General features: G+C 65.0%; 21 protein-coding genes. 14 read left to right on the top strand and 7 right to left on the bottom strand.

What is annotated here, in order from left to right; genetic code table 11:
* Positions 1-56 precede the first annotated feature (56 nt).
* From QCE62_RS25070 to QCE62_RS25120, 11 genes are all read left to right on the top strand, one after another.
* Positions 57-1,361, top strand: a complete 1,305-nt coding sequence (locus tag QCE62_RS25070; protein ID WP_309817039.1) for a dicarboxylate/amino acid:cation symporter — start codon at positions 57-59, stop codon at positions 1,359-1,361.
* 13 nt (positions 1,362-1,374) lie between these two features.
* Positions 1,375-2,331: an amino acid ABC transporter substrate-binding protein gene (locus QCE62_RS25075; RefSeq protein ID WP_309924298.1), complete on the top strand. Its 957-nt coding sequence runs from the start codon at positions 1,375-1,377 to the stop codon at positions 2,329-2,331.
* 229 nt (positions 2,332-2,560) lie between these two features.
* Complete coding sequence (locus QCE62_RS25080; RefSeq protein ID WP_309924300.1) at positions 2,561-2,809, top strand: hypothetical protein; 249 nt, start codon at positions 2,561-2,563, stop codon at positions 2,807-2,809.
* Between the two features lie 26 nt (positions 2,810-2,835).
* Complete coding sequence (locus QCE62_RS25085) at positions 2,836-3,060, top strand: hypothetical protein (protein WP_309924303.1); 225 nt, start codon at positions 2,836-2,838, stop codon at positions 3,058-3,060.
* Between the two features lie 41 nt (positions 3,061-3,101).
* On the top strand, positions 3,102-4,094 hold the full coding sequence (locus QCE62_RS25090) for an amidohydrolase family protein (RefSeq protein WP_309924306.1): 993 nt from the start codon (positions 3,102-3,104) through the stop codon (positions 4,092-4,094).
* A gap of 531 nt (positions 4,095-4,625) precedes the next feature.
* Positions 4,626-4,748: a hypothetical protein gene (locus QCE62_RS25095; RefSeq protein ID WP_309924310.1), complete on the top strand. Its 123-nt coding sequence runs from the start codon at positions 4,626-4,628 to the stop codon at positions 4,746-4,748.
* Positions 4,749-4,869: 121 nt separating this feature from the next.
* Positions 4,870-6,129, top strand: coding sequence for a hypothetical protein (locus QCE62_RS25100; protein WP_309924312.1), 1,260 nt, complete (start codon positions 4,870-4,872; stop codon positions 6,127-6,129).
* A 58-nt stretch (positions 6,130-6,187) separates the two neighbouring features.
* Positions 6,188-6,880, top strand: coding sequence for an NAD(P)-binding domain-containing protein (locus QCE62_RS25105; RefSeq protein WP_309924314.1), 693 nt, complete (start codon positions 6,188-6,190; stop codon positions 6,878-6,880).
* A 403-nt stretch (positions 6,881-7,283) separates the two neighbouring features.
* Positions 7,284-7,541 carry a hypothetical protein gene (locus QCE62_RS25110; RefSeq protein ID WP_309924315.1) on the top strand — a complete coding sequence of 86 codons (258 nt, stop codon included), beginning with the start codon at positions 7,284-7,286 and terminating at the stop codon, positions 7,539-7,541.
* A gap of 42 nt (positions 7,542-7,583) precedes the next feature.
* Positions 7,584-7,841, top strand: coding sequence for a hypothetical protein (locus QCE62_RS25115; RefSeq protein WP_309924317.1), 258 nt, complete (start codon positions 7,584-7,586; stop codon positions 7,839-7,841).
* 41 nt (positions 7,842-7,882) lie between these two features.
* Positions 7,883-8,140: a hypothetical protein gene (locus QCE62_RS25120; protein WP_309924319.1), complete on the top strand. Its 258-nt coding sequence runs from the start codon at positions 7,883-7,885 to the stop codon at positions 8,138-8,140.
* A gap of 98 nt (positions 8,141-8,238) precedes the next feature.
* Here the strand turns inward: QCE62_RS25120 and QCE62_RS25125 are convergent, their stop codons facing one another.
* The 4 genes from QCE62_RS25125 to QCE62_RS25140 all read right to left on the bottom strand — a co-directional run bounded on the left by QCE62_RS25125 (position 8,239) and on the right by QCE62_RS25140 (position 13,098).
* Positions 8,239-8,610 (bottom strand): BON domain-containing protein, encoded by a 372-nt coding sequence (locus QCE62_RS25125; protein WP_309924322.1) that lies wholly within the window; start codon positions 8,608-8,610, stop codon positions 8,239-8,241.
* 203 nt (positions 8,611-8,813) lie between these two features.
* Positions 8,814-10,361: a DHA2 family efflux MFS transporter permease subunit gene (locus QCE62_RS25130; protein WP_309924324.1), complete on the bottom strand. Its 1,548-nt coding sequence runs from the start codon at positions 10,359-10,361 to the stop codon at positions 8,814-8,816.
* Between the two features lie 25 nt (positions 10,362-10,386).
* The gene (locus QCE62_RS25135) at positions 10,387-11,547 is read right to left on the bottom strand and encodes an HlyD family efflux transporter periplasmic adaptor subunit (RefSeq protein ID WP_309924326.1); all 1,161 of its coding nucleotides are present in this window, start codon (positions 11,545-11,547) and stop codon (positions 10,387-10,389) included.
* A gap of 30 nt (positions 11,548-11,577) precedes the next feature.
* On the bottom strand, positions 11,578-13,098 hold the full coding sequence (locus tag QCE62_RS25140; RefSeq protein ID WP_309924327.1) for an efflux transporter outer membrane subunit: 1,521 nt from the start codon (positions 13,096-13,098) through the stop codon (positions 11,578-11,580).
* A gap of 744 nt (positions 13,099-13,842) precedes the next feature.
* On the opposite strand from QCE62_RS25140, the gene QCE62_RS25145 reads away from it, so the two are divergent.
* Positions 13,843-14,118 carry a hypothetical protein gene (locus QCE62_RS25145; protein ID WP_309924330.1) on the top strand — a complete coding sequence of 92 codons (276 nt, stop codon included), beginning with the start codon at positions 13,843-13,845 and terminating at the stop codon, positions 14,116-14,118.
* Positions 14,119-14,178: 60 nt separating this feature from the next.
* Here the strand turns inward: QCE62_RS25145 and QCE62_RS25150 are convergent, their stop codons facing one another.
* Complete coding sequence (locus tag QCE62_RS25150) at positions 14,179-15,636, bottom strand: PLP-dependent aminotransferase family protein (RefSeq protein ID WP_309924333.1); 1,458 nt, start codon at positions 15,634-15,636, stop codon at positions 14,179-14,181.
* A gap of 87 nt (positions 15,637-15,723) precedes the next feature.
* Between QCE62_RS25150 and QCE62_RS25155 the strand changes: the two genes are divergently transcribed.
* Positions 15,724-16,353, top strand: coding sequence for an FMN-binding negative transcriptional regulator (locus tag QCE62_RS25155; protein WP_309924336.1), 630 nt, complete (start codon positions 15,724-15,726; stop codon positions 16,351-16,353).
* A 73-nt stretch (positions 16,354-16,426) separates the two neighbouring features.
* On the opposite strand, the gene QCE62_RS25160 is transcribed toward QCE62_RS25155, so the two are convergent.
* Positions 16,427-17,458 carry a porin gene (locus QCE62_RS25160; protein WP_309924338.1) on the bottom strand — a complete coding sequence of 344 codons (1,032 nt, stop codon included), beginning with the start codon at positions 17,456-17,458 and terminating at the stop codon, positions 16,427-16,429.
* 233 nt (positions 17,459-17,691) lie between these two features.
* Between QCE62_RS25160 and QCE62_RS25165 the strand changes: the two genes are divergently transcribed.
* Positions 17,692-18,993, top strand: coding sequence for an aspartate aminotransferase family protein (locus tag QCE62_RS25165; protein WP_309924341.1), 1,302 nt, complete (start codon positions 17,692-17,694; stop codon positions 18,991-18,993).
* Positions 18,994-19,002: 9 nt separating this feature from the next.
* Here the strand turns inward: QCE62_RS25165 and QCE62_RS25170 are convergent, their stop codons facing one another.
* The gene (locus tag QCE62_RS25170; RefSeq protein ID WP_309924343.1) at positions 19,003-20,973 is read right to left on the bottom strand and encodes an aconitase family protein; all 1,971 of its coding nucleotides are present in this window, start codon (positions 20,971-20,973) and stop codon (positions 19,003-19,005) included.
* Positions 20,974-21,007: the final 34 nt, after the last annotated feature.

Raw genomic sequence — 21,007 nt, forward strand, 5'->3', positions numbered from 1 at the left:
TCCATCCGAAATTTGACATGCAATCTGATTGACATGCAAACCATGGAGGTTTGGAGATGAAGAAGAGTTCGTCCGCCGTCTGGATCCTGGTCGCGATGGTTATCGGCATCGGGCTTGGCTACATGGTCTTCACCAGCTTTCCAGACAAGAAAGCCGCGACCGAGATTGCCGGTTACATCTCCCTCGTCTCCGATGTCTTCCTGCGGCTGATCAAGATGCTGATCGGTCCGCTCGTCTTCTCCACGCTGGTCGTCGGCATCGCGCACATGGGCGACGCCGCCTCGGTCGGACGCGTGTTCGCCAAGGCGCTCGCGTGGTTCGTCACCGCGTCGCTGGTCTCGCTGCTGCTCGGCCTGCTGATGTCCAACCTGCTGCGGCCCGGCGATAACCTCGGTCTGCCGCTGCCCGACATCGGCGCCTCCGCCAATCTCGCCACTTCCAAGTTCACGCTGAAGGACTTCGTCGGCCACATGGTGCCGCGCTCGTTCGCCGAATCGATGGCGAACAACGAGATCCTGCAGATCGTCGTGTTCTCGATGTTCTTCGGCGTCGCGCTCGCCGCGCTCGGCGAGAAAGGCAAGGTGCTGCTGGATGCCATCGACCAGCTCTCGCACGTGATGCTCAAGATCACCGGCTACGTGATGAAGCTCGCGCCGCTCGCAGTGCTCGCCGCGATGGCCGCGACCGTCGCGGTGAACGGGCTGTCGATCCTGATGAAGTTCGCCGTCTTCATGGCCGACTTCTATCTGAGCCTGTTCATCCTGTGGGGGCTGCTCGCGCTCGCGGGCTTCTTCTTCCTCGGGCGGCGCGTATTGAAGCTGCTCTCGCTCATCAAAGAGGCGTTCATGCTGTCGTTCGCAACGGCGAGTTCGGAAGCGGCCTATCCGAAGATCCTCGACGCGCTCGACCGCTTCGGCGTGCGCCGCAAAATCTCCAGCTTCGTGATGCCGATGGGCTATTCGTTCAACCTCGACGGCTCGATGATGTATTGCACCTTCGCGTCGCTGTTCATCGCGCAGGCCTACAACATCCATCTGTCGCTGACCACGCAGCTCACCATGCTGCTGATCCTGATGCTGACGTCGAAGGGCATGGCGGGCGTGCCGCGCGCGTCGCTGGTCGTGATCGCCGCGACGCTCAATCAGTTCAACATTCCGGAAGCGGGCTTGCTCCTGATCCTGGGCGTCGATACCTTCCTCGACATGGGCCGCTCCGCGACCAATGCCGTGGGCAATTCCATCGCCAGCGCGGTGGTGGCGAAGTGGGAAGGCGAGTTGCTGTCAGAGCGGGACGCGGACGCCAACGCCGCGCGCATCGAAGCCGAACAGGACGCCTCGCTGGCGCATCCCGCACAGGTCTGAAGAGGAGCGTCTCATGAAGATGCCCCGCTTCTGGAAGTGCGCGGCGCGGGCTGCGCTCACGCTGTCCTGCGCCACGCACGCCGTCTACGCCGCCGATGACGACGTGCAGCCCGCGCGCCCCGTCAACGATCCCTACGCGCCCGCTACGCTGACCGGCACGCTCGCGAAGGTGCGCGACTCCGGCACCATCGCGATCGGTTATCGCGATGCGTCGGTGCCGTTCTCGTATCTCGACGCACGGCGCACGCCCATCGGCTATTCCATCGAACTGTGCAAGTCGCTGGTTGCGGCCATCGAAACGTCCATACACCGGACGCTCACGATTCGCTGGGTGCCGGTCACGCCGGATACGCGCATCGATGCCGTTGCCGGCGGCAAGGTGGACCTCGAATGCGGCTCGACCACCAGCAATCTCGCGCGTCAGCAGCGCGTGGCCTTTTCGCCGATCATCTTCGTCGCCGGCACCAAGGTGATGGTGAAGAAGGATGCGCCGATGAACTCGTTCCGCGATCTCGCGGGCAAGCGCGTCGCGGTGACGTCCGGCACCACCAACGAAACCGCGCTGCGCGAACTGGACAGGAAGTTCCAGCTCGGCATCCATCTCCAGGTCGTGCCGGATCATGCACAGGGCTTCGCGCAAGTGGCGGACGGCCAGGCCGATGCCTTCGCCACCGACGACGTCCTGCTCTACGGCCTGATCGCCGCGAACGCCGGCAAGGGCGGCGCGTACCGCGTGGCGGGCGATTATCTGTCGTATGAACCCTACGGCATCATGTTCCGCAAGGACGATCCGCAACTGGCACAAGTGGTGAAGGACACCTTCCAGGAACTCGCGGCCGACGGCGAGATCGAGCGCCAGTACAAGCGCTGGTTCCTGACCCGCCTGCCTTCAGGCACGAGCCTCGACATGCCGATGAGCGCGCAACTCGTGGGCATCATCGAAACGCTCGCGGGTGGCGAACGGCGGTAATCGTGCTCATGCCCTCCGGTGCTTGAATTGCCTTGACCGCTTGCCCAATATCCGCGTACGTCCGTTCTTGATGCCCCCGACGACCTAGTCATTCTTTCGCGGGTGCAAGCGCCCCCCTTGCCCCGCATCAAGGTTCGGACGATCCGAACGCATGTTTCGTTGCCCGCCCCCTGTTCCGCAAAGCACCCCGTGTCTATGTTAAAGCCTTACTCAGACACGGGGCTACGCGATGAACACCAACCAGCGCGAGGTCTCGACCGTTGCCGGATTGCTCGACGCCGCGGCGAATCCGGCGATCCGGCAAATCACGGTGACCGCCGACATCGCGGACATGCCGGGCTTCCGGCTATCCCCCGGACAAACGCTGACGGCCACCAGGGCCGAGGGGCGGCGGCTTCAACTCCATCTGGCAGCACACGGCGACGCATCGTTCCCGCAAGCAGAGGGTGGCGCATGCGCGGCGCGTGATCTCTGCTGAAAACACCGCGACAAAGGATTGAATCGATGAGCACGGTAGACACCGCGTTGCACTGGATCGGCGGCGAGTGGCTTGACTCACCGCAACATCGCGATTCAATGGACCCCGCCGCCGGCGAAGTCGTCGGCCGCTATGCCGGCGGCTCTGAATCCGGGGCACAGGCCGCCATCGATGCGGCGAATCAGGCGTTCTCATCCTCCAACTGGAAGCGCGACTCGGCATGGCGGGCATTGCTCAAGCCTGCCGCCTAGGCCTGGCGACGTTATATCGATCAGACTCCTGGGAGGCAGTCATGAAAGGCAAGATCGTTCTCGAGGAACACTTGAGTACCGCGCTGAACAACAGCCTCTGGGACAGCGCCGGCGAGGCCGCACGCAACGGCAAAGCCTGCATGAGCGACGTCAACATGCGGCTTATGGACGTCGAACGACGTCTCGAAGAAATGGACCGCAACGACATCGACATCGCCGTACTTTCGCTCACTTCCCCTGGTGCCCAGTCGATCGTCGATCTCAATCAGGCCGTTGACTTCGCGCGGCGGACTAACGACGAGATCGCCGAGCGTTTCACCTCGCGCCAACCACGCCGTCTTCGTGCGTTCGCGACCGTCGCTCTGCAGTCGCCCAAAGCGGCCGCCGATGAACTGGAGCGTGCCGTTAAACAGCTAGGCATGGTCGGCGCATTGATCAATGGCTATACGAACCTTGGCAGCGCTCATTCGGCCGAGTATCTCGACGAACCTCCACTATGGGAATTCTGGGCGCGAGTCGCCGAGCTGGGCATACCGGTTTATCTGCATCCGCGCGAGCCTTTGCCGTCGCAGCAACGCATCTACCAAGGCTATCCCGCACTGGTCGGATCGGCGTGGGGATTCGCGCATGAGACGGCGACGCATGCGATCCGCTTGATGTTGAGCGGTCTGTTCGACCGCTATCCGAAATTGAAAATCATTCTTGGTCATCTGGGCGAAGGCCTGCCTCTCATGCTGCCGCGACTCGAGCACCGCTTGCAGATGCAGCACGAGGGCGCCGGCCGCGGTGCTGCACGGAAAACCGTCGGCAAGTACATGCGCCGCAATTTTTATCTCACCACGAGCGGACACTTTCACACGGGCGCCCTGCATGCCGCTCTCGAAACAGCCGGTGCCGACCGTGTGATGTTCTCCGTCGATTACCCCTACGAAAGCATGGCGACAGGAAGCGAGTGGTTCGACAAGACCGACATGAATGAAGAGGTCCGGGAGAAGATCGGCCGGCACAACGCGATGCGTCTGCTCAACCTGTGAAAGTTCGAATGCTGGTCCGGGTGAGCTGTAGCGTTTGCGAAGCGGATTCACCCTGGTCGGTCGCGGTAAGTGAACGCGATGCGCGACTACAACGAGCAACTTCATGAGCACGTCAACGAAAGCAAGTGTGACCGTCGGTCGGGACAGCTGTCTTTTGGCGATGCGACGGTCCGCGCTCGCGTGCTTTCGTCTTCTTCCATGGATAGCGCATGCGACGCAGGCTTCGGCGGACTCGTCGGGAGAGGTGCTCGCGCTCATCGAACGTTGGGTAAAAGGCTGGAACGCGCATGACGCGCGGGCGCTCGGCGAGCTGATGACTCCCGACGTCGATTCCGGGCCATGGGTGTGGACAGGTTGGGAATCAGGGAAACCGACCAGATCACTGTCGATCGGGCGGTGCCGGTTGCGGCTGAAGTGTCCGAGTCGTGCAAGGAAATGCCGACGGTTCGAATCGTTGACAAGGTGAGGTCGCTCGAACAGGAAGGCCAGTCAAGTATCTTTGACCGTCATTGAAGCGGTTACCTTGGGCGCGTGGCGTCACCTTCCAGGAACTCGCGGCCGATCCGCCTGCCTTCAGGCACCCGCCTCGACATGCCGATGAGCGCGCAACTCGTGGGCATCATCGAGACACTGGCGGGCGGCGAACGGCAGTAAGCGCCGAACGCTTTCGCCTGGCAGTTCGAACCCGCCGAACCCCGCTTTCGTGCGCCGCCCTCTAGGCGGCGCTCTCGTCTGTGACTATTTTTGACACAAATTTTCGTCACGGACCTCTCTCATGAGCGCAAGCGAGCGCAACGTCTCGACCCTGGCCGGCTTGCTCGAGGCCGTATCGAGCGCGGAAGTTCAGCACATTGCGGTCACCGCCGACATCGCGGACCTGCCGGGCTTCAGGCTGCTGCCCGGCCAGACGCTGAGCGGCGCCGGCAGCGATGTGAAGCTGCACTTCGCGAAGGGCGAGGACGGCGTGCAGCTGACCACGGACAACTGCGTCGCGCGCATCGAACTGAACGCCGATGCAGACCGGCGCGCCATTCACAACGACACGAGCGTGACGCGCCTCGGGCGCATCGACCTGCACGATCTCCGCACGCGCGGCGTGGTGCAGCTGCTCGCGCGCGACAACGTCCGCAGCGGCCATATTGCGGCGGAAAACATAGACATCATTGCGGCCGATGCACGTGCCCACGCAACCCGGCATCGCGGCTATGGCGTCGAGGTGATCCCGGGCGTCTTCACCGTCTGGAACCAGCACGACGATCATTACGTGACCATCACGGCCGACCTCACGGCCGTCAGCGCCGGGCGCGGCGGCGCGCCGGTGAACGGCAGCGGCGTCTTCGTCGGCGGCGCAGGCGATGCCGGCGGCCAGCTGATCGTCGGCCGCATGGAGACCGGCGCCATTCACAGCGACGGCGGCATCGAACATGGCACGGCGGACCGCATTGCGGGCGGCGTGTTCGTTTCATCCGGCGCCTGTGTGGAGACCGTGCACAACCGCGGACCCGTGACGACCTACGGCGCGAACGACATGGTGCTGGACAACTGGGGCACGGTCGGCTCGTGGATCGCAGAGGAAAAGGTCACGTCCTACGGCCCGAGCGCCACTGGCTTCGTCAACTTCGGCACGCTGGGTATGCTGCGGACCCACGCGACGATCGAAACCTTTGGCTTCGGCGCGCGGGGCTTCAGCGACTACGACGGCACCGTGCAACTCGCCGATATCGACCGCATCGTCACGCATGCGGATGGCGCCGTCGGCATCCAGGTGAGCCGTCCACTCGGCTTGCTGACGGTCCGGCGCGGCGTCGAGACGCATGGGGCGACGGGCGAATCGATGGTGAAGGGTGTCGTCGTCACGCTCGATGCCACCGCGCTCTGCATCCGCAACGGCGCCGCCGTGCGCAAGATCGCCGTCGATGGCGGGCTGCTCACGCACGGCCTGGGCGCCATGCCGCTCCGGCTGCACGGCAAGGTGGAGGACCTGCGCATCAGCGACGGCGCCGGAGCCATGGGCGGCGGCTTTGCAGCGACGTGAGCAAGAACAACAGCGCCCGTGCGACGCGCTCAATCAGCATGGCGAGAGGAACCCAGGCATGAAAACGGCAATCATCGGTCTCGATCAGATCGGCGCCAACCTGTCGCGCAGTCTCGCGCTCGCAGGCGAGTCCATCCTGATTGCGGATCGCGATCACAGGAAGTCGCTGGCATTCGCGATGCAATGCAATGGCCGCGCGCGCGCCGTCAGTGTCAGCGAGGCGATCCGTCGTGCCGACATCGTGATTCCGTGCATCCGCTTCGGCGCCATTCAGGATCTGTTCGAGCGTTACCGCGAAGCGTTGAAGGGCAAGATCGTGGTCGATCCGTCGAATCCGATTGCGCCTGATGGCCAGGGCGGCGCCATGAAGATCGTTCCCGACGATGAATCGGCCGGCCAGATCCTCGCGGCGCTTATGCCGCCCGGCACGAAGTTCGTCAAGGCATTCGCGTCGATCCGTCCGGAGTCGATGCATGCGGCCGCCAACCGCTGGCCCGATCCCGCCGTGCTGTTCTATGCCGCCGACGACCTCGCGGCCGGCGACGCCGTCGCGTATCTGATTGCGCTGAGCGGCTTCGTGCCGCTGTGCGTGGGCGGTATCGACCAGTCGATCCGCATCGAGGCGTTCGGCGATCTGAGCGAGTCGGGGGGGCTCGGCAAGCTGGTTTCGTACTGGGAGGGCCGCGCGCTGCTGAAGGCGTCGCCGCGGCATGCGTGCACCTCTGCGATGAAGGAGGCCAAGCCGGTCTAGACAATCCGAAAAAAGCGGAAGGGACTTCACAGAGCCGAACCGCACGCCTGCACGAAGAGCGCGCCTCTTCGTGGTTTGTGCCACGTCCTCTACCTCCTCCGGAGGACTTGCCCGCTTCCCGAAGCGGGTTTTTTTTGTGCGGCTCCAGGCAACCGGACGCGCTGTTCGGCACGCGGCAACAGGTGATCGGCAGGCTGTCTCGCCGGACCCGACACCCGGCCGCGGCGCACGCGCGCTCAGGCGAGGCATCAACGCATAATGAATTCAAAATGCATTAATACAATCAACGACTTACGAAAAATATCAAGCGCTGGCACCGCGCCTGGCACGGCTCTCGCAAATGATGCTGCGAGCGCAACGAGACATGCTCAACCAACCCAACCAGCCATCCAGGAGATTCATCATGTTGAAGATCGACAACCTCGCCGTCAGCAAAGAACTCGACCGTGCCGAAATGGGCGCCATCGTCGGCGGCAGCGTGTTCCAGAACAACGGCGTCAACGCCAACCTGCAAGCCGTCGGCGTGTCCTTCGCCAGCCCGCAGACCAACGTCGCGCCCGTCACGCAAGTCGATGCCTCACAGCACCTCGACCTCGACGTGAAGTCGATCACGAAGTCGGTCGGCGCACTCGGCAGCGCGCTGGGCGGCATCGCGATCTGATCCACATCCATTCCATACCGACAGGCCATCAGGAGACCCGTCATGTTGAAGATCGACAACCTCGCCGTCCACAAGGACCTCGACCGTGCCGAAATGCGCGCCATCGCAGGTGGCTTCAGCATCATGCAGAACAACGGCATCAATGCGAACTACCAGAGCGGCGTCTCGTTCGCGAGCCCGCAAGTCAATGTGGCGCCCGTGACCCAGGTCGATGCCTCGCAATACACCAAGCTCGACCTGACGAACGTGACGAAGTCCCTCGATTCCCTCGGCAGCCTGCTGCAGGGCGTCAAGTTCTGATTCACCTGTTGAAGACCCCTCTCATCTCAAGGAGCATCATCATGTTGAAGATCGACAACCTCGCAGTCAGCAAGGACCTGGACCGTGCCGAAATGAGCGCCATCGCTGGCGGCAGCGTGTTCCAGAACAACGGCGTCAACGCCAACGCAGAAATCGGCGGCGTGTCCTTCGGCAGCGCACAGACCAACGTCGCACCGGTCACGCAAGTCGATGCGTCCAACCACACGAACCTCGACGTGAAGACCATCACGAAGTCGGTCAGTGCGGTGGGCAGCCTGATCGGCGGCATGGCGCTGTAAGCAGGACGTCACGCGGGGAGAAGGAACCAGGACGACTGCCTCCTTCTCCCCCTCTGCTTCACCGCTTCACCGCTTCACCGCTTCACCGCTTCATCGTGTCATTGCCCGCCTTCCTGGATCGTCAGCGAGTTCTTCACCGAGCGCACGCCGCTCACCCCCTTGGCGATCGACGTGGCCTGATCGATCTGGCTCGCATCCTGCGCATAACCCGCCAGCGTGATCGCGCCGCTCTTCGCAATCACGTTCATGCCGACTACATCCACTCCGCCCTTCTGAAGCGCCTGCGCCACCTTCCTGCTGAGCGCGCGATTGGCCTGCCGCATTGCCTTCTTCGACGTGCCGGCGCTCGCCGCGGGCGTGCCGGACTGACCCGCGGCCGCGCCGGAATCGCTGGTCTGCGACCACGCACTGACGGATGAAACGAGCACCACTGCCACGCCGGCCAGTCTGAGCATCTGAATCAGTTTCATTGTCGAGCTCCTGTCCTTGAGGCTACGCTTGAGGTCATGATTGAGGTCATGTTCGAGACCACGATGGGCCGCGCCGTTTCATCAGGGCGCGCCTCGAATCATTCTAGTCGGCGCCTTGCAGGATGAAAGTCGAACTTGCACGCCTTCTTGCCGGAAAGCGCGCTGCCAGACACGCTTTCAGGTCTGATCAAAGCACGCGTGCTTCAGTGCGCGATGACCGTCGTATCGCCGCCTTTGTCAGGCTTCGTGATCCAGATCAGCGGAATGATCGCGATCATGACGATGGCCGCGCCGTAGAACACGTCGTCGAGGCCGAGCATCGCCGATTGCGTCTGCACCGTGCTCTGGAACAGCGCGTACGACGCGCCCTGCCCGAGGCCGAGCAGCGAATGGTAGGCCTGCATCTGCGCGTTGAACAACGGGTTGTTCGGGCTGGAATGCTGGGTCAGGATGGCGTGATGCAGGATCGTGCGGTCGTTCCATACGACACTCGCCAGCGACGTGCCGATACCGCCGCCCAGCGTACGCGCGAAGGTGGAGAGGCCGGCTGCGGCCGGCACTTTTTCCGGCGGCTGTCCCGACAGGATGATGACGGTCAGCGGCGCGAAGAACAGCGCCATCGGGATGCCCTGGAGCAGCGTGGGCAGCACGATGTAGTCCTCGCTCAACTGGACATAGAAAAACGAGCGCATGTAGTACACGATGGCGAAGCCGATGAACGCAAACGTGCCGATCACGCGCGCGTCCGAGCCCGGCAGCATGCGCCCCACGAGCGGCGAGCCGATCACCGCGAAGATGCCGAGCGGCGCGGTGGCGAGGCCGGCATCCACCGCGCGGTAGCCGAGATAGTCCTGCATCCACTGCGGCAACAGGACGAGCGTGCCGAAGAAGATCGCGTAGGCAATGGAGATCGAAATCGTGCCGCCGAGGAAGTTACGCTGCCTGAAGAGCGTCAGGTCGACGATCGGGTTGGGGTCGGTCAGCTCCCAGACCACGAACAACGAGAACCCCACCACCGCGCAGATGCACAGCACGACGATCGTGCCCGACGAGAACCAGTCGAGGTCCTGCCCCTTGTCGAGCATCACCTGCAGGGATGCGACCCACAGGATCAGCAGCACGAGTCCGACTACATCGACGGGCAGCTTGTGCACCGGCGTATCGCGGCGGCGATAGATCATCCATACCGTCGCGGCCGCGAACAGGCCGACCGGCACGTTGATGAAGAAGATCCACGACCAGCTGAAGCTGTCCGTCACCCAGCCGCCCAGCGCGGGGCCGATGATCGGGCCGGTCACGACCACCATCGAGAACAGCGAGAGCGCGAATGACGACTTCGCCTTCGGCCATGAACTGAGCAGCAGCGCCTGCGACATCGGGATCAACGGCCCGGCGACCGCGCCTTGCAGCACGCGCGCGAGCAGCAGCACCGGAAAGGTCGGCGCCATGCCGCACAACCATGACGCGAGCGTGAACAGCAGGATCGCGGTGACGAACAGGCGCACCTGTCCGACCCGCGCCGTGAGCCAGCCCGTCAGCGGAATCGAGATGGCGTTGGCCGCGGAAAACACCGTGATGACCCACGTGCCCTGGTCGCCGGACACGCCGAGGTTGCCTGAGATGGTCGGAATGGCGACGTTGGCGATCGACGAATCGAGCACCGTCATGAAGCCTGCGAGGCCCACGCTGAATGAGCCGAGCGCGAGCGTCGCACCCGTCAGCGGAGGAAGTTCCGTGGAGTCCTTGGACATGGGATCGTCGAAGCTCGGGCGGGGATTATTTGTTGTGGTCGACGATGCGCGCGATCGCGGCTTCGGCTTCTTCACCGTAACGGGCGAAGACGTCGGTCCGGTCCGCGGCGCCGGCGGCAAGGACCGGCATCGTCGAAACTTGCGCGCCCGACGTGTTCTTCACGTCGACGTCCGCGTTCATCGAAAGCCCCACGCGCAACGGGTGCTTGCGCAACTCCTCCGCCGGAATGCCGATACGCACCGCCAGCCGCTGCACGATCTTGATCCAGTTGCCGGTCGCGTTCTGCGCGGGCAGCAGCGCGAGCGCCGAGCCGGTGCCGGGCGTGACGCCCACCACCTTGCCGTGATAGACGACCGAGGAGCCGTAGACATCGGCGGTCAGATCCACGGCCTGACCCATGCGGATATGGCGCAGCTGCACTTCCTTGAAGTTGGCATCGACCCATACCTGATCGAGCGGCACGATCGACATCAGCGGCATGCCGGGCGAAACGCGCTGCCCGACCTGCACCGACCGTTGCGCGACATAGCCCGTCACCGGCGCGGGCAAGGTGGTGCGTGCATAGCCGAGCCAGGCGTCGCGCACGCGCGTGGCGCTCGACAGCACGTCGGGATGATCGGCGATCGTCGTGTTGGCCGTCAGCGCGAGATTGGCGTTCAACTGCTGCCGGGCCGCGTCGAGCGCGGCTTCCGCGGACACGACCGCCTCGCGCGCATGTGAAACGTCTTCCTGCGAAACGGCGCCGCTCGTGCCGGTATCCAGGCGCCGCCGCAGATCGGCCTGCGCCTTGGCGAGATCCGACTGGCGTTGCTCGATCTGGGCGCGATACAGGTCGTTGTCCACGTACAGGCCGCGCGTGCGGCGCACCGTCTGCCCCAGATCGGCTTCCGCCTGCTTGAGCGCGATGCGCGCATCGGCGGGATCGATCTGCACGACCGTGTCGCCCACGCTCACGAGCTGGGTGTCGTTCGCATTGACCGCGATCACCGTGCCCGAGGTCTGCGGCGTGATCTGCACGATGTTGCCGTCCACATAGGCATCGTCGGTCTCGATGTGATAACGCGCGACCAGCAGGTAATAGACGCCCCAGCCTATGCCCGCCAGCACGGCCACGGCAAGGATCAGCGTCAGCAGCCATTTGCGGCGCGCGGCTTTGACGGGCGCCGGTGACGCGGGAGAGTTCATCGATAGCTCCGGCAAGACTCGAAAATGCGGTTATTCCTGGCCCGGCCGCGGGGCAGGAATCGGTGTCGTGGGTGTGGTGGGCGTAGCGGGCGTCGTCGCCGCGAGGGCTGCGCCGGAGCCGTCGAAACCGCCGCCCATCGCCCGGATCAGCGCGATCTGCATGCTGCGGCGGCTCATCTCCAGCGTGACGACCGTGGTCGCGGCGGCGAGCCGGTTGTCGTCGGCATCGAGCAGCTGCAACTGCGCGATCAAGCCGGCCCGGTAACGCACCAGCGCAAGCTGCCAGGCCTTGGTCTGCGCGCTCAGCGCACGGCGCGCCTCCACCAGTTGCGCGTCCGTCGAATGAATCTGCGCGACCTGGGTTGCCACGTCCGAAAGCGCATTGACGAGCGTCTGGTTGTAGGACGCGACGTCATAGTCGAAGTCCGCGTAGCGGCCCTTCAACTGGGCGCGCAACGCGCCGGCGTCGAAGATCGGCAGATGGATGGCGGGCGCAAACTGGATGGCGCTGCTCTGGGCGGTCAGGAACTGCCCCCAGCCGAAGGCGTCGAGTCCGGCCACCGCGGTCAGGTTGATGTCGGGGAAGAATTCGGCCTTCGCTTCCTTCACGTTCTGCATGTCGGCATCGACCTGCCAGTACGCAGCGACGATGTCCGGACGGCGCGACAAGAGGTCGGCCGGCAGGTTGTCGGGCAGCATGATCGGCTCGCCCGTCCCGAGCGACGGCCGCGCGATGCTCAAGCCGCGATCCGGGCCCGCGCCGAGCAAGGCGGCGAGCTGATAGCGGGTCGCGATGATCTGCCCGTCGAGACTCTTGACGTTGGTGTGCGTGGTCGCCGTTTCGCCCTCGGCGGTCTGGCGCTCGACGTCGGTATCGAGTCCCGCAGTCACGCGCCGGTCCGTGATCCGTCCGATGTCCTGACGGTTCTGCACCTCGCTGTCCTGGAGGTCGTGCAACGCATAGAGGCGCGCCAGGTCGTTATAAGTGCTCGCCACCGATGCCGCGAGCGTGATGCGCGCCAGTTGAGCCTCGGCGTCCGCAACTTTTTGCTGCGACACGGCCTGGTGCAGGCGATCGCGGTTCTTGCCCCACAGATCGAGATCCCACGACGCGCTCAGGAGCGCCGTGTTCTCGCTTTGCCAGGTGCCGCCATAGGGCGGCGGATAGAGGGTGTTCAGCGTGAAGCGTTGCCGGTTCCATTGATAACTGCTGGTCACGTTCGGAGCCAGTCCGGCGCGCGCGCCGCCGACCAGCGACACCGCCTTGTCGATGCGGCTGAGCGCCTGCTCGATCGTCGGCGCGTCCTTCAGCGCTTCGTCGATCAGCTGCGGCAATTGCGGATCGCCAAACTGCATGGCCCAGTCCATCGCCGGCCACGCGCCGTGCTCGGCGGGCAGGCTCGCGCCGGTTTCGTAGTGCGATGCCGGCGCAATCTGTTTGTCGCTGCCGATGCCCATGTAATTGACGCAGCCGGCCAGGCTCAGCGCCGCGACAGACGCGGGCCAGGGGGACAGACGCCGCCGTCCGTGCTTCCTGAGAGGGTCGTTCATGTGTCCGGCTCGACTGCGCGTGATCGCTTCCTGAAGAACAAGGGCATGGGCGCGACGATTCCTTCGACGGGAAGTGACGAGCGGGTCGCGCAGCACGTATCGCTACGCCGAGTCCGCGATGCCATGACGGCGTCTGTGCAACGGGAACAGATGGATCCCCGCGCGATTCCCGCGGCCCGTGTCGACCACGCAATCCGTGTAGTCGTCGAAGTTCGTCTGGATGAGCCCACAGCCTTTCTGCGAAGTTCCGGCAAACGCCACCATCGATAATATCGACCCTGCTATGAGGATCGAAACCGTTATCGTCACTGCTCGATTCATGACAGCCACTGTTGAAGAAGTTGAAGCTCGACGACGCTCTTTCATCGGCGCGATCCCTTCGGATCTCGAAGCGTTGAACGAAACGTCCGGACGGTTCAAAGCATAGTCGCGGCATGTCGGCCGGAACAGAGCGCGGCGGATGAATCGCCGGTTCGACGCTGTCGAACGGCTGCGTGGGAGCTGTTGTCGCGATGGTTGGTCCGTGGCCGACACATTGCGGCTTGCCGTTTCATCGGCGCCGACAGTCCGGTGGCCGCCGAGATGGTTTCGCAACCGGGATCAAACCCCACTCAGGCTTTCCGCACAAGGCTCCGGCGTGATCTTCAGGTTGCGTGCGCGCTCCTGGCACACCTCTCGCATAAGAAGGTGCGAGCGCAACGATTGGTGCTCAACCAACCCACCGAACCACCCAGGAGACTGACCATGCTGAAGATCGACAACCTCGCCGTGACCAAGGACCTCGACCGTGCCGAAATGGGCGCCATCGTCGGCGGCACCATTTTCCAGAGCGGCACCATCTTCCAGAACAACGGCATCAACGCCAACGGGCAGATGGGCGGCGTGTCGTTCGCAAGCCCGCAGACCAACGTGGCTCCCGTCACGCAAGTCGATGCCTCGACCCACACCGACGTCGATCTGACCAACGTCACGAAGCAACTCACCGCCGTGGGCAGCGCGCTGGGCGGCATGAAGCTGTAAGCATCGCCGGGCAGCACACGAGGAGAAGACGCGCACGCGCGTCCTTCTCCTTTTTTCTTTTCAGGATTCGAACGCCTCCACGACGCGCCCCAGCGTCGCAATGCCCTGGCGAATCTCCTCCACGGTCAGGCTCGCGTAGCCGAGCATCAGCCCCGCGACGCGGGCCGAAGCCGCGCGACGCGCACTCGCGAACAGCGGCGACACCGGATAAACGCCGATGCCTGCTTCGTGCGCCGCGGCGACCAGCGCGGGTTCATCGTCGGGCCGCAGCGATGGCAGCCACAGCACCACATGCAGTCCCGCGGCCGTGCCTGCCACGCGCGCGTCGGCGGGCAAAGATGCGGCAATGGCGTCCAGCAGCGCCGCGCGCCGCCGCTCGTACTCGCGACGCATGCGGCGCACATGCCGTTCATATGAGCCGCTTTCGATCAACGACGCCAGCACGCGCTGTTCGAGCACCGGCGCGTGACGGTCGCTCAGACGCTTGGCCTGACGGAACGCGTTCACCAGCGCGTCGGGCAGTACCAGATAGCCGAGCCGCAAATGCGGCGACAGCGCCTTCGAGAATGTGCCGATGTAGATCACGCGGCCGCTCGAATCGATGGACTGGAGCGCATCGATCGGACGCTGGCCGTAGCGGAATTCGCCGTCGTAGTCGTCTTCGATCACCCACGCTTCATGCGCCTGCGCCCATTGAAGCAGGCCGAGCCGACGTCCCACCGGAAGCACCCCGCCGAGCGGAAACTGATGCGAAGGCGTCACGTAGACCAGCCGCGCGCCGTCCGCCGGCAGACGGCGCGTGTCGAGGCCGGAGTCGTCGACGGGCACCGGCACGAGCCGCCCGCCGGCCGCCTCGAAACTATGCCGCGCGATGAGGTAACCGGGATCCTCGAAGGCAAAGGCATCGCCGGGATCGAGCAGCAGCCGCGCGCACAAGTCGATGCCCTGTTGCGCGCCGCTCACGATCAGGATGCGTTCGGCGTCGCAGACCAGTCCGCGCGCCCGCCGCAGATACGTCTGCAATGCGCGGCGCAGCGCGGCCTCGCCTTCGGGCGGCACGTAGTAGAGGCTGTCTTGCTGGCGCAGCAACTCGGCTTGCCAGGCGCGCCGCCAGAGTTGCGCCGGAAACTCGCGCGCGGCCACCGCGCCATACAGGAAGTGGATGCCGCCCGGCGCGGGCAGCGGCAGCGGCGGCGTTGCGATGCCGGCCACGCGCCGCCCGAAGTCCGACAGCACCGGCGCGCGCACCGACGAACGCGGCGCTCCCGTCACGGCGGGCGCAACGGGCGGACTCGCGACCCGCGCCGCGCGTCCCGCCGACGTGAGCACGAAGCCTTCCGCCGCAAGCTGCTCGTAGACGGCGGTCACGGTGGTGCGCGAGACCGCGAGGTCCGCCGCCAGCGCGCGGGTCGAAGGCAGGCGGGCGCCTGCGGGCAGCGTGCCGTCGGCCATCTGGGCGCGCAGCATGTCGTAGATGCGCCGGCTGGTTCCGGCACCCGGCTCGCCAAACTGGCCCATGCAAATTCACCAAAACTGGATCTTCTCATTGTGCCTGTTTCACGCGAGAGTGTCGTCTTCCGCACCCACCCCGTTCGAGGACTCACGATGTACATTCCGCCGCACTTCGCCGTCACGCGTCCCGACGAACTGCATCGCATCATCCATGCGCATCCGCTCGGCATGCTCGTCACGCATGACGCTACCGGGCTGGACGCGAACCACATTCCCTTCGAGTTCGATCCGGACATCGGCACGCATGGACTGCTGACGGCGCACGTCGCGCGCGCCAACGACATCTGGCAGCGCTGCCCCGCCGGCACGCCGGTGATGGTCGTCTTCCGGGGCGCGCAGGCCTACATCTCGCCGAACTGGTATCCGAGCAAACACGAGGCGCACAAGCAAGTGCCGACCTGGAACTACGAAGTGGTCCACGCGCATGGCACGCTCACGATCCGCGACGACGAACGCTTCCTGCGCGGCATCGTGGCGCGCCTGACGCGCCGTCATGAGTCGAACGAACCCGCGCCGTGGAAGATGGGCGACGCGCCGGCCGATTTCATCGAAGGCATGCTGCGCAATATTGTCGGGATCGAGATTGCGCTGACCTCGCTGGTGGGCAAGTCCAAGCTCAGTCAGAACAAGGAAGCGCGCGACCGCGAAGGCGCCGCCGATGCACTCGCCGCGCGGGAACACGACGAACTCGCCGAACAGATGCGCCGGGCTGGTCCGGCTTGAGCCGCAGCGGGGCGTTTTCAGCTCGCAAGTCGCCTTGCGCATCGGCTTGCTGCATCGCTTCTGATCGCGCGTGTCAGAAGCGCTCGATCATGCCCAGCTGCACACCGCGTATCGGCGCGCCAGGATAAGCCGCCGGCAAACCGACCACGTTCACGCCGCGCAGCGTGAACGTCGCGTCGCTCCGATTGCGCAGCAGCGCGCCGCTCGCGTACAGCAGCAGCGCCGGCGACACATCGTATTCGCACGCGACGCTGAACTGGTCGGCATCGTTGTCGCCGCCCGAGCGGTCGCGCGCGAATGCGTAGCCCAGCGATGCACGCAAGCGCGGTGAAAATGCATAGCGCATCGATACCGATACGCCGTCGTCGTGATAGCGCGGCGTGCCGCCGTCGCCGTTGAAGTACGAGACGAAGGCCGTCGCATGGCCAAAGCGATACGACACGCCGCCAAGATTCGAGCGCAACGCGCCGCTGCCGTTGGTCTGCTGATGCGCATACGAGACCCGGAACGGGCCGTTGCGATACGCAAAGGTTTCATACGAGCCGCCGAGGCCGTTGCCGTCGCCGGTGTCGCGCAACGCGAGCATCAGCGTGGTCGTGAAGCCGTGGAAGTCCGGCGACAGATACGCAATGCCGTTGTCCGTATAGGGCGTGATCTTCGACAGGTTGTTGAGCCCCGATGCAATCGTGCCCGCGCCGAATGCGTCGAGCCCGCCCTTGAACGGGATATAGATCGGCGAATACTGGCGGCCCATGCGCAGTTCGCCCCACGGCGCGCCGACGCCGATCCACGCCTGCCGGTTGAAGATCGTGTTGGCGGTGGCGAAGGTGCCGTCGGCCGAGCTGAAGCCGCTCTCCAGATCGAACAGCAGGCGCGTGTCGCCGCCCAGCGCCTCCGAGCCGCGCACGCCGAAGCGCGAGCCGCGATACGCGCCCGAATCCATGCGCGGCGTCCATGAGGAACCGGGATCGGTGACTTCGATGCTGGTGTCGATCACGCCATAGAGCGTGACGCTGCTCTGCGCGTGCGCTGCGCCACAGGTGAGCAAGGTGGCGAGTGAGAGAAAGGAATGTCGGATTGCGCGGGCGGTTCGGTTCGGCACCATCGATGAAGTATTGTTATTCGATTGAAAGCGCGAATGAAAGCGCCCGCATGCAGGACGGCCGGGCGCGCCGCCCGACATCATAACCGTGGCAGAAACAATCCGTGCCTTCGTGCAAAAACCGGCAACAGGTATTAGCCTCCTTTCTGGCTCACATTAGAACTATTCGATTCTCCGTCGCCGCAGCGCCCACTAGACTGCAGGTTCCTTCCTGTCATTCCGTCCGGAGACGCACCGTGTCCCTGAACCAAGACGCACACTTCTGGCGCAACGCTCAAGACCATCTGATCCGCTACGGCGCCACCTTCCAGCCGATGATCATCGAACGCGCGCAAGGCAGCTTCGTCTATGACGCCGACGGCCGCGCCATCCTGGACTTCACCTCGGGACAGATGAGTTCGGTGCTGGGCCACAGCCATCCAGAAATCGTCTCGGTGATCAACGAGTACGCGGGCAAGCTGGACCATCTCTTCAGCGGCATGCTGTCGCGGCCGGTCGTCGATCTCGCGACGCGCCTCGCCGAAGTCGCGCCAGGCGCTCTCGAACGCGCGCTGTTGCTGAGCACCGGCGCTGAATCCAACGAAGCCGCCATCCGCATGGCGAAACTCGTGACCGGCGGCTATGAAGTGGTCGGCTTCGCGCAGTCGTGGCACGGCATGACCGGGCACGCGGCCTCCGCCACATACAGCGCGGGCCGCAAGGGTGTGGGACCGGCCGCCGTGGGCTCGTTCGCGATTCCCGCGCCCTTCACCTACCGGCCGCAATTCGAGCGCAACGGCCATTACGATTACCTCGCCGAACTCGACTACGCGTTCGACCTCGTCGACCGCCAGTCGAGCGGCAATCTCGCCGCCTTCATCGCGGAACCCATCCTGAGTTCGGGCGGCATCATCGAGCTTCCCGAAGGCTACATGGCGGCGCTCAAGCGCAAGTGCGAGGAGCGCGGCATGCTGCTGATCCTCGACGAGGCGCAGACCGGCGTCGGCCGCACCGGCACGATGTTCGCCTGCCAGCGCGACGGCGTCACGCCCGACATCCTGACGCTCTCGAAGACGCTCGGCGCGGGCCTGCCGCTCGCGGCCGTGCTGACCACCGCCGAGATCGAGGAACGCGCGCACGAACGCGGTTATCTGTTCTATACGACGCACGTCTCCGATCCCCTGCCCGCCGCAGTCGGCTTGCGGGTGCTCGACGTGGTCGAGAACGAAGGACTGGTCGCCCGCGCGGGCAAGATGAGCGAACGGCTCAGGAGCGGCCTGCTGGATCTGATGGAGCGCTTCGACTGCATCGGCGACGTGCGCGGACGCGGCTTGCTGCTCGGCGTGGAAATCGTCAAGGACCGGCGCACCAAGGAACCCGCCGATGGCCTCGGCGCGAAGATCACGCGTGCATGCATGGAACTGGGTCTCAGCATGAATATCGTGCAGTTGCCGGGCATGGGCGGCGTGTTCCGCATCGCGCCGCCGCTGACCGTCAGCGAGGAAGAGATCGACCTCGGTCTCGACCTGCTCGGCCAGGCGATCCAGCGCTCGCTGTGAGCGTGGCGTTCAGGCGGCGTCGGCGGCGAAGCGGCTGCGCAATTCCGCGAACGACATCACGCTGCCTGCCAGCGCGCTGGCCGCGACCGTCGGCGGGCTGGCGAGCCACACCTTGCCCGGGCCCGAGCGGCCCGGGAAGTTGCGGTTGATCGCGCTGATCGTTACCTGCGCGGATTCCGTCGACGACCCCGGACCGCAGTTCGCGCAGGCCCCGCAAGCGGGCTGAAGCAGGATCGCGCCGACTTGCTCGAACGCCTCCACATAGCCTCGCGCGATGCAGTAGTCGCGCACGTCCTGCGTGCCAAATTGCAGATACAGCCTGACGTGGTCGGGCACGCGCAGTCCGCGCGCCGCCGCCCAGGCGAGCACCGCGTGATAGTGATCGAAGTCTTCGCGCTTGCCCGCCGTGCAGGAGCCGCCATAAGCGATATCGATACGCGGCCGTTCACCGAGCGCCGCCAGCGCGACGCCATTGCCCGGATCGCCGGGTGCGGCGAGCATCGGCGTGAGCTGCGCGCAATCGATCTCGATGCGGCCCGCGTACTGCGCGTGCGCGTCGCTGTGCATCCACGGTTCGATGACGAACTCGATGCCGCGCCGCTCCCTGAGAAAGCGCACCGTCTCCTCGTCCGGCGCGACGATGCCCGTGAAACCACCCAGCTCGGCGGTCATGTTGGTGAGCGTGGTGCGCTCATCGGTGGACAGGGCCGCGATGGCCATGCCGGTGAATTCGAACACCTTGCCCACGCCCGCGCCCGAGCGGATCGCCGGGTCCGCGAGAAGATGCAGCACGATGTCCTTCGCGGTCACACCGGCAGGCACCGGTCCGCGCAGCTCGATGCGCAGCGACTCCGGCACCGTCATGCGCACCGCGCCCGTGACGAAGGCGTTCGCCATGTCCGTCGTGCCGACGCCGAACGCGACGCAGCCCAGAGCGCCGCTATGCGGCGTATGCGAATCCGTGCCGGCCACGACCTGTCCCGGCAGCGCGTAGCGTTCGGCCATCATCGCGTGCGAGATGCCTTCGGAGCCTTCTTCGACTTCGCTGGCGTTTTCGTTCAGATAGCCGTGATTGCGCACGCCGTAGTCGCTCGCGAACGCACGATGCGCCGCCGACAGTTCGCGCACGTCCGGCAGCAAGCCGTTCTGTACGTGCAGTTCGCTGCGATGCGAATACGACAGATGATCCTCGAACGCGAGCATGCTGTTCGCGTCGTGCAGCGCGAGCGGCCGGCCGAAGGTCGCGTGCAGCATGTGCGCGGCCATGCCGGTGTAGTACTCGTGGATGAAGCGCCAGTCCGCGCGCACGAAGATGCCGCTGCCCGCTTCAATCGATGCATCTGTGGCGCCGGTATTCAACGCGTGGCGCGCGAGAATTTTCTCGACAAGGGTGCGCGGCGCGGCATCGTCGGAGGGCGCGTTGATGCTCACGCGGCACATATGCGCCTGGCCGTATCGCAACAGGCCGCCGCTGCGCAGAATCGCGGCTGCGAGCGGATCGCGCCCTTCGACCAGTTCGTCTATGTCGATCGCCTCGCCACGGCGGATGCGCTCGATCAGACCGAAGTCCGTCGAGGTGAACAGGCCGAGATTGTCCGCGTTCTGCCGATAGATGCGCTCGAAGCTGCGGGCGATCACGAGCCGGATGCCCGCGTAGTGCTCCGCGAGCGGGCTGTGTTCGCGCGATGAACCCTTGCCGTAGCGGTTGCCCGCGACGGTCACCTGGAAGCCGCCGGCGCGCACGGCATCGCGGCCCAGCGGACGTCGGCCATCCACATGGAAGCCGACATACGGACACTGGCCGAGCCGTTCGTCGAAGCGCGTGAGTACGCTGATGGGCGTGATTTCGTCGGTGGAGACATCGTCGCGCAACGGGGCTGCCGCTTCCGCCGACAAGTCTTCGCCCGCCAGTTGCCGCTCGACCTTGTCCGCGTCCGCGCTCAGAAACAGAATCCGCCCGTTCAATTGCAGTGTGGCCATCGCATTCTCCCTGCCTGCCAATCTAGACCGGGAC

This window comes from Caballeronia sp. LZ033, from assembly GCF_031451265.1.
Classification (GTDB): domain Bacteria; phylum Pseudomonadota; class Gammaproteobacteria; order Burkholderiales; family Burkholderiaceae; genus Caballeronia.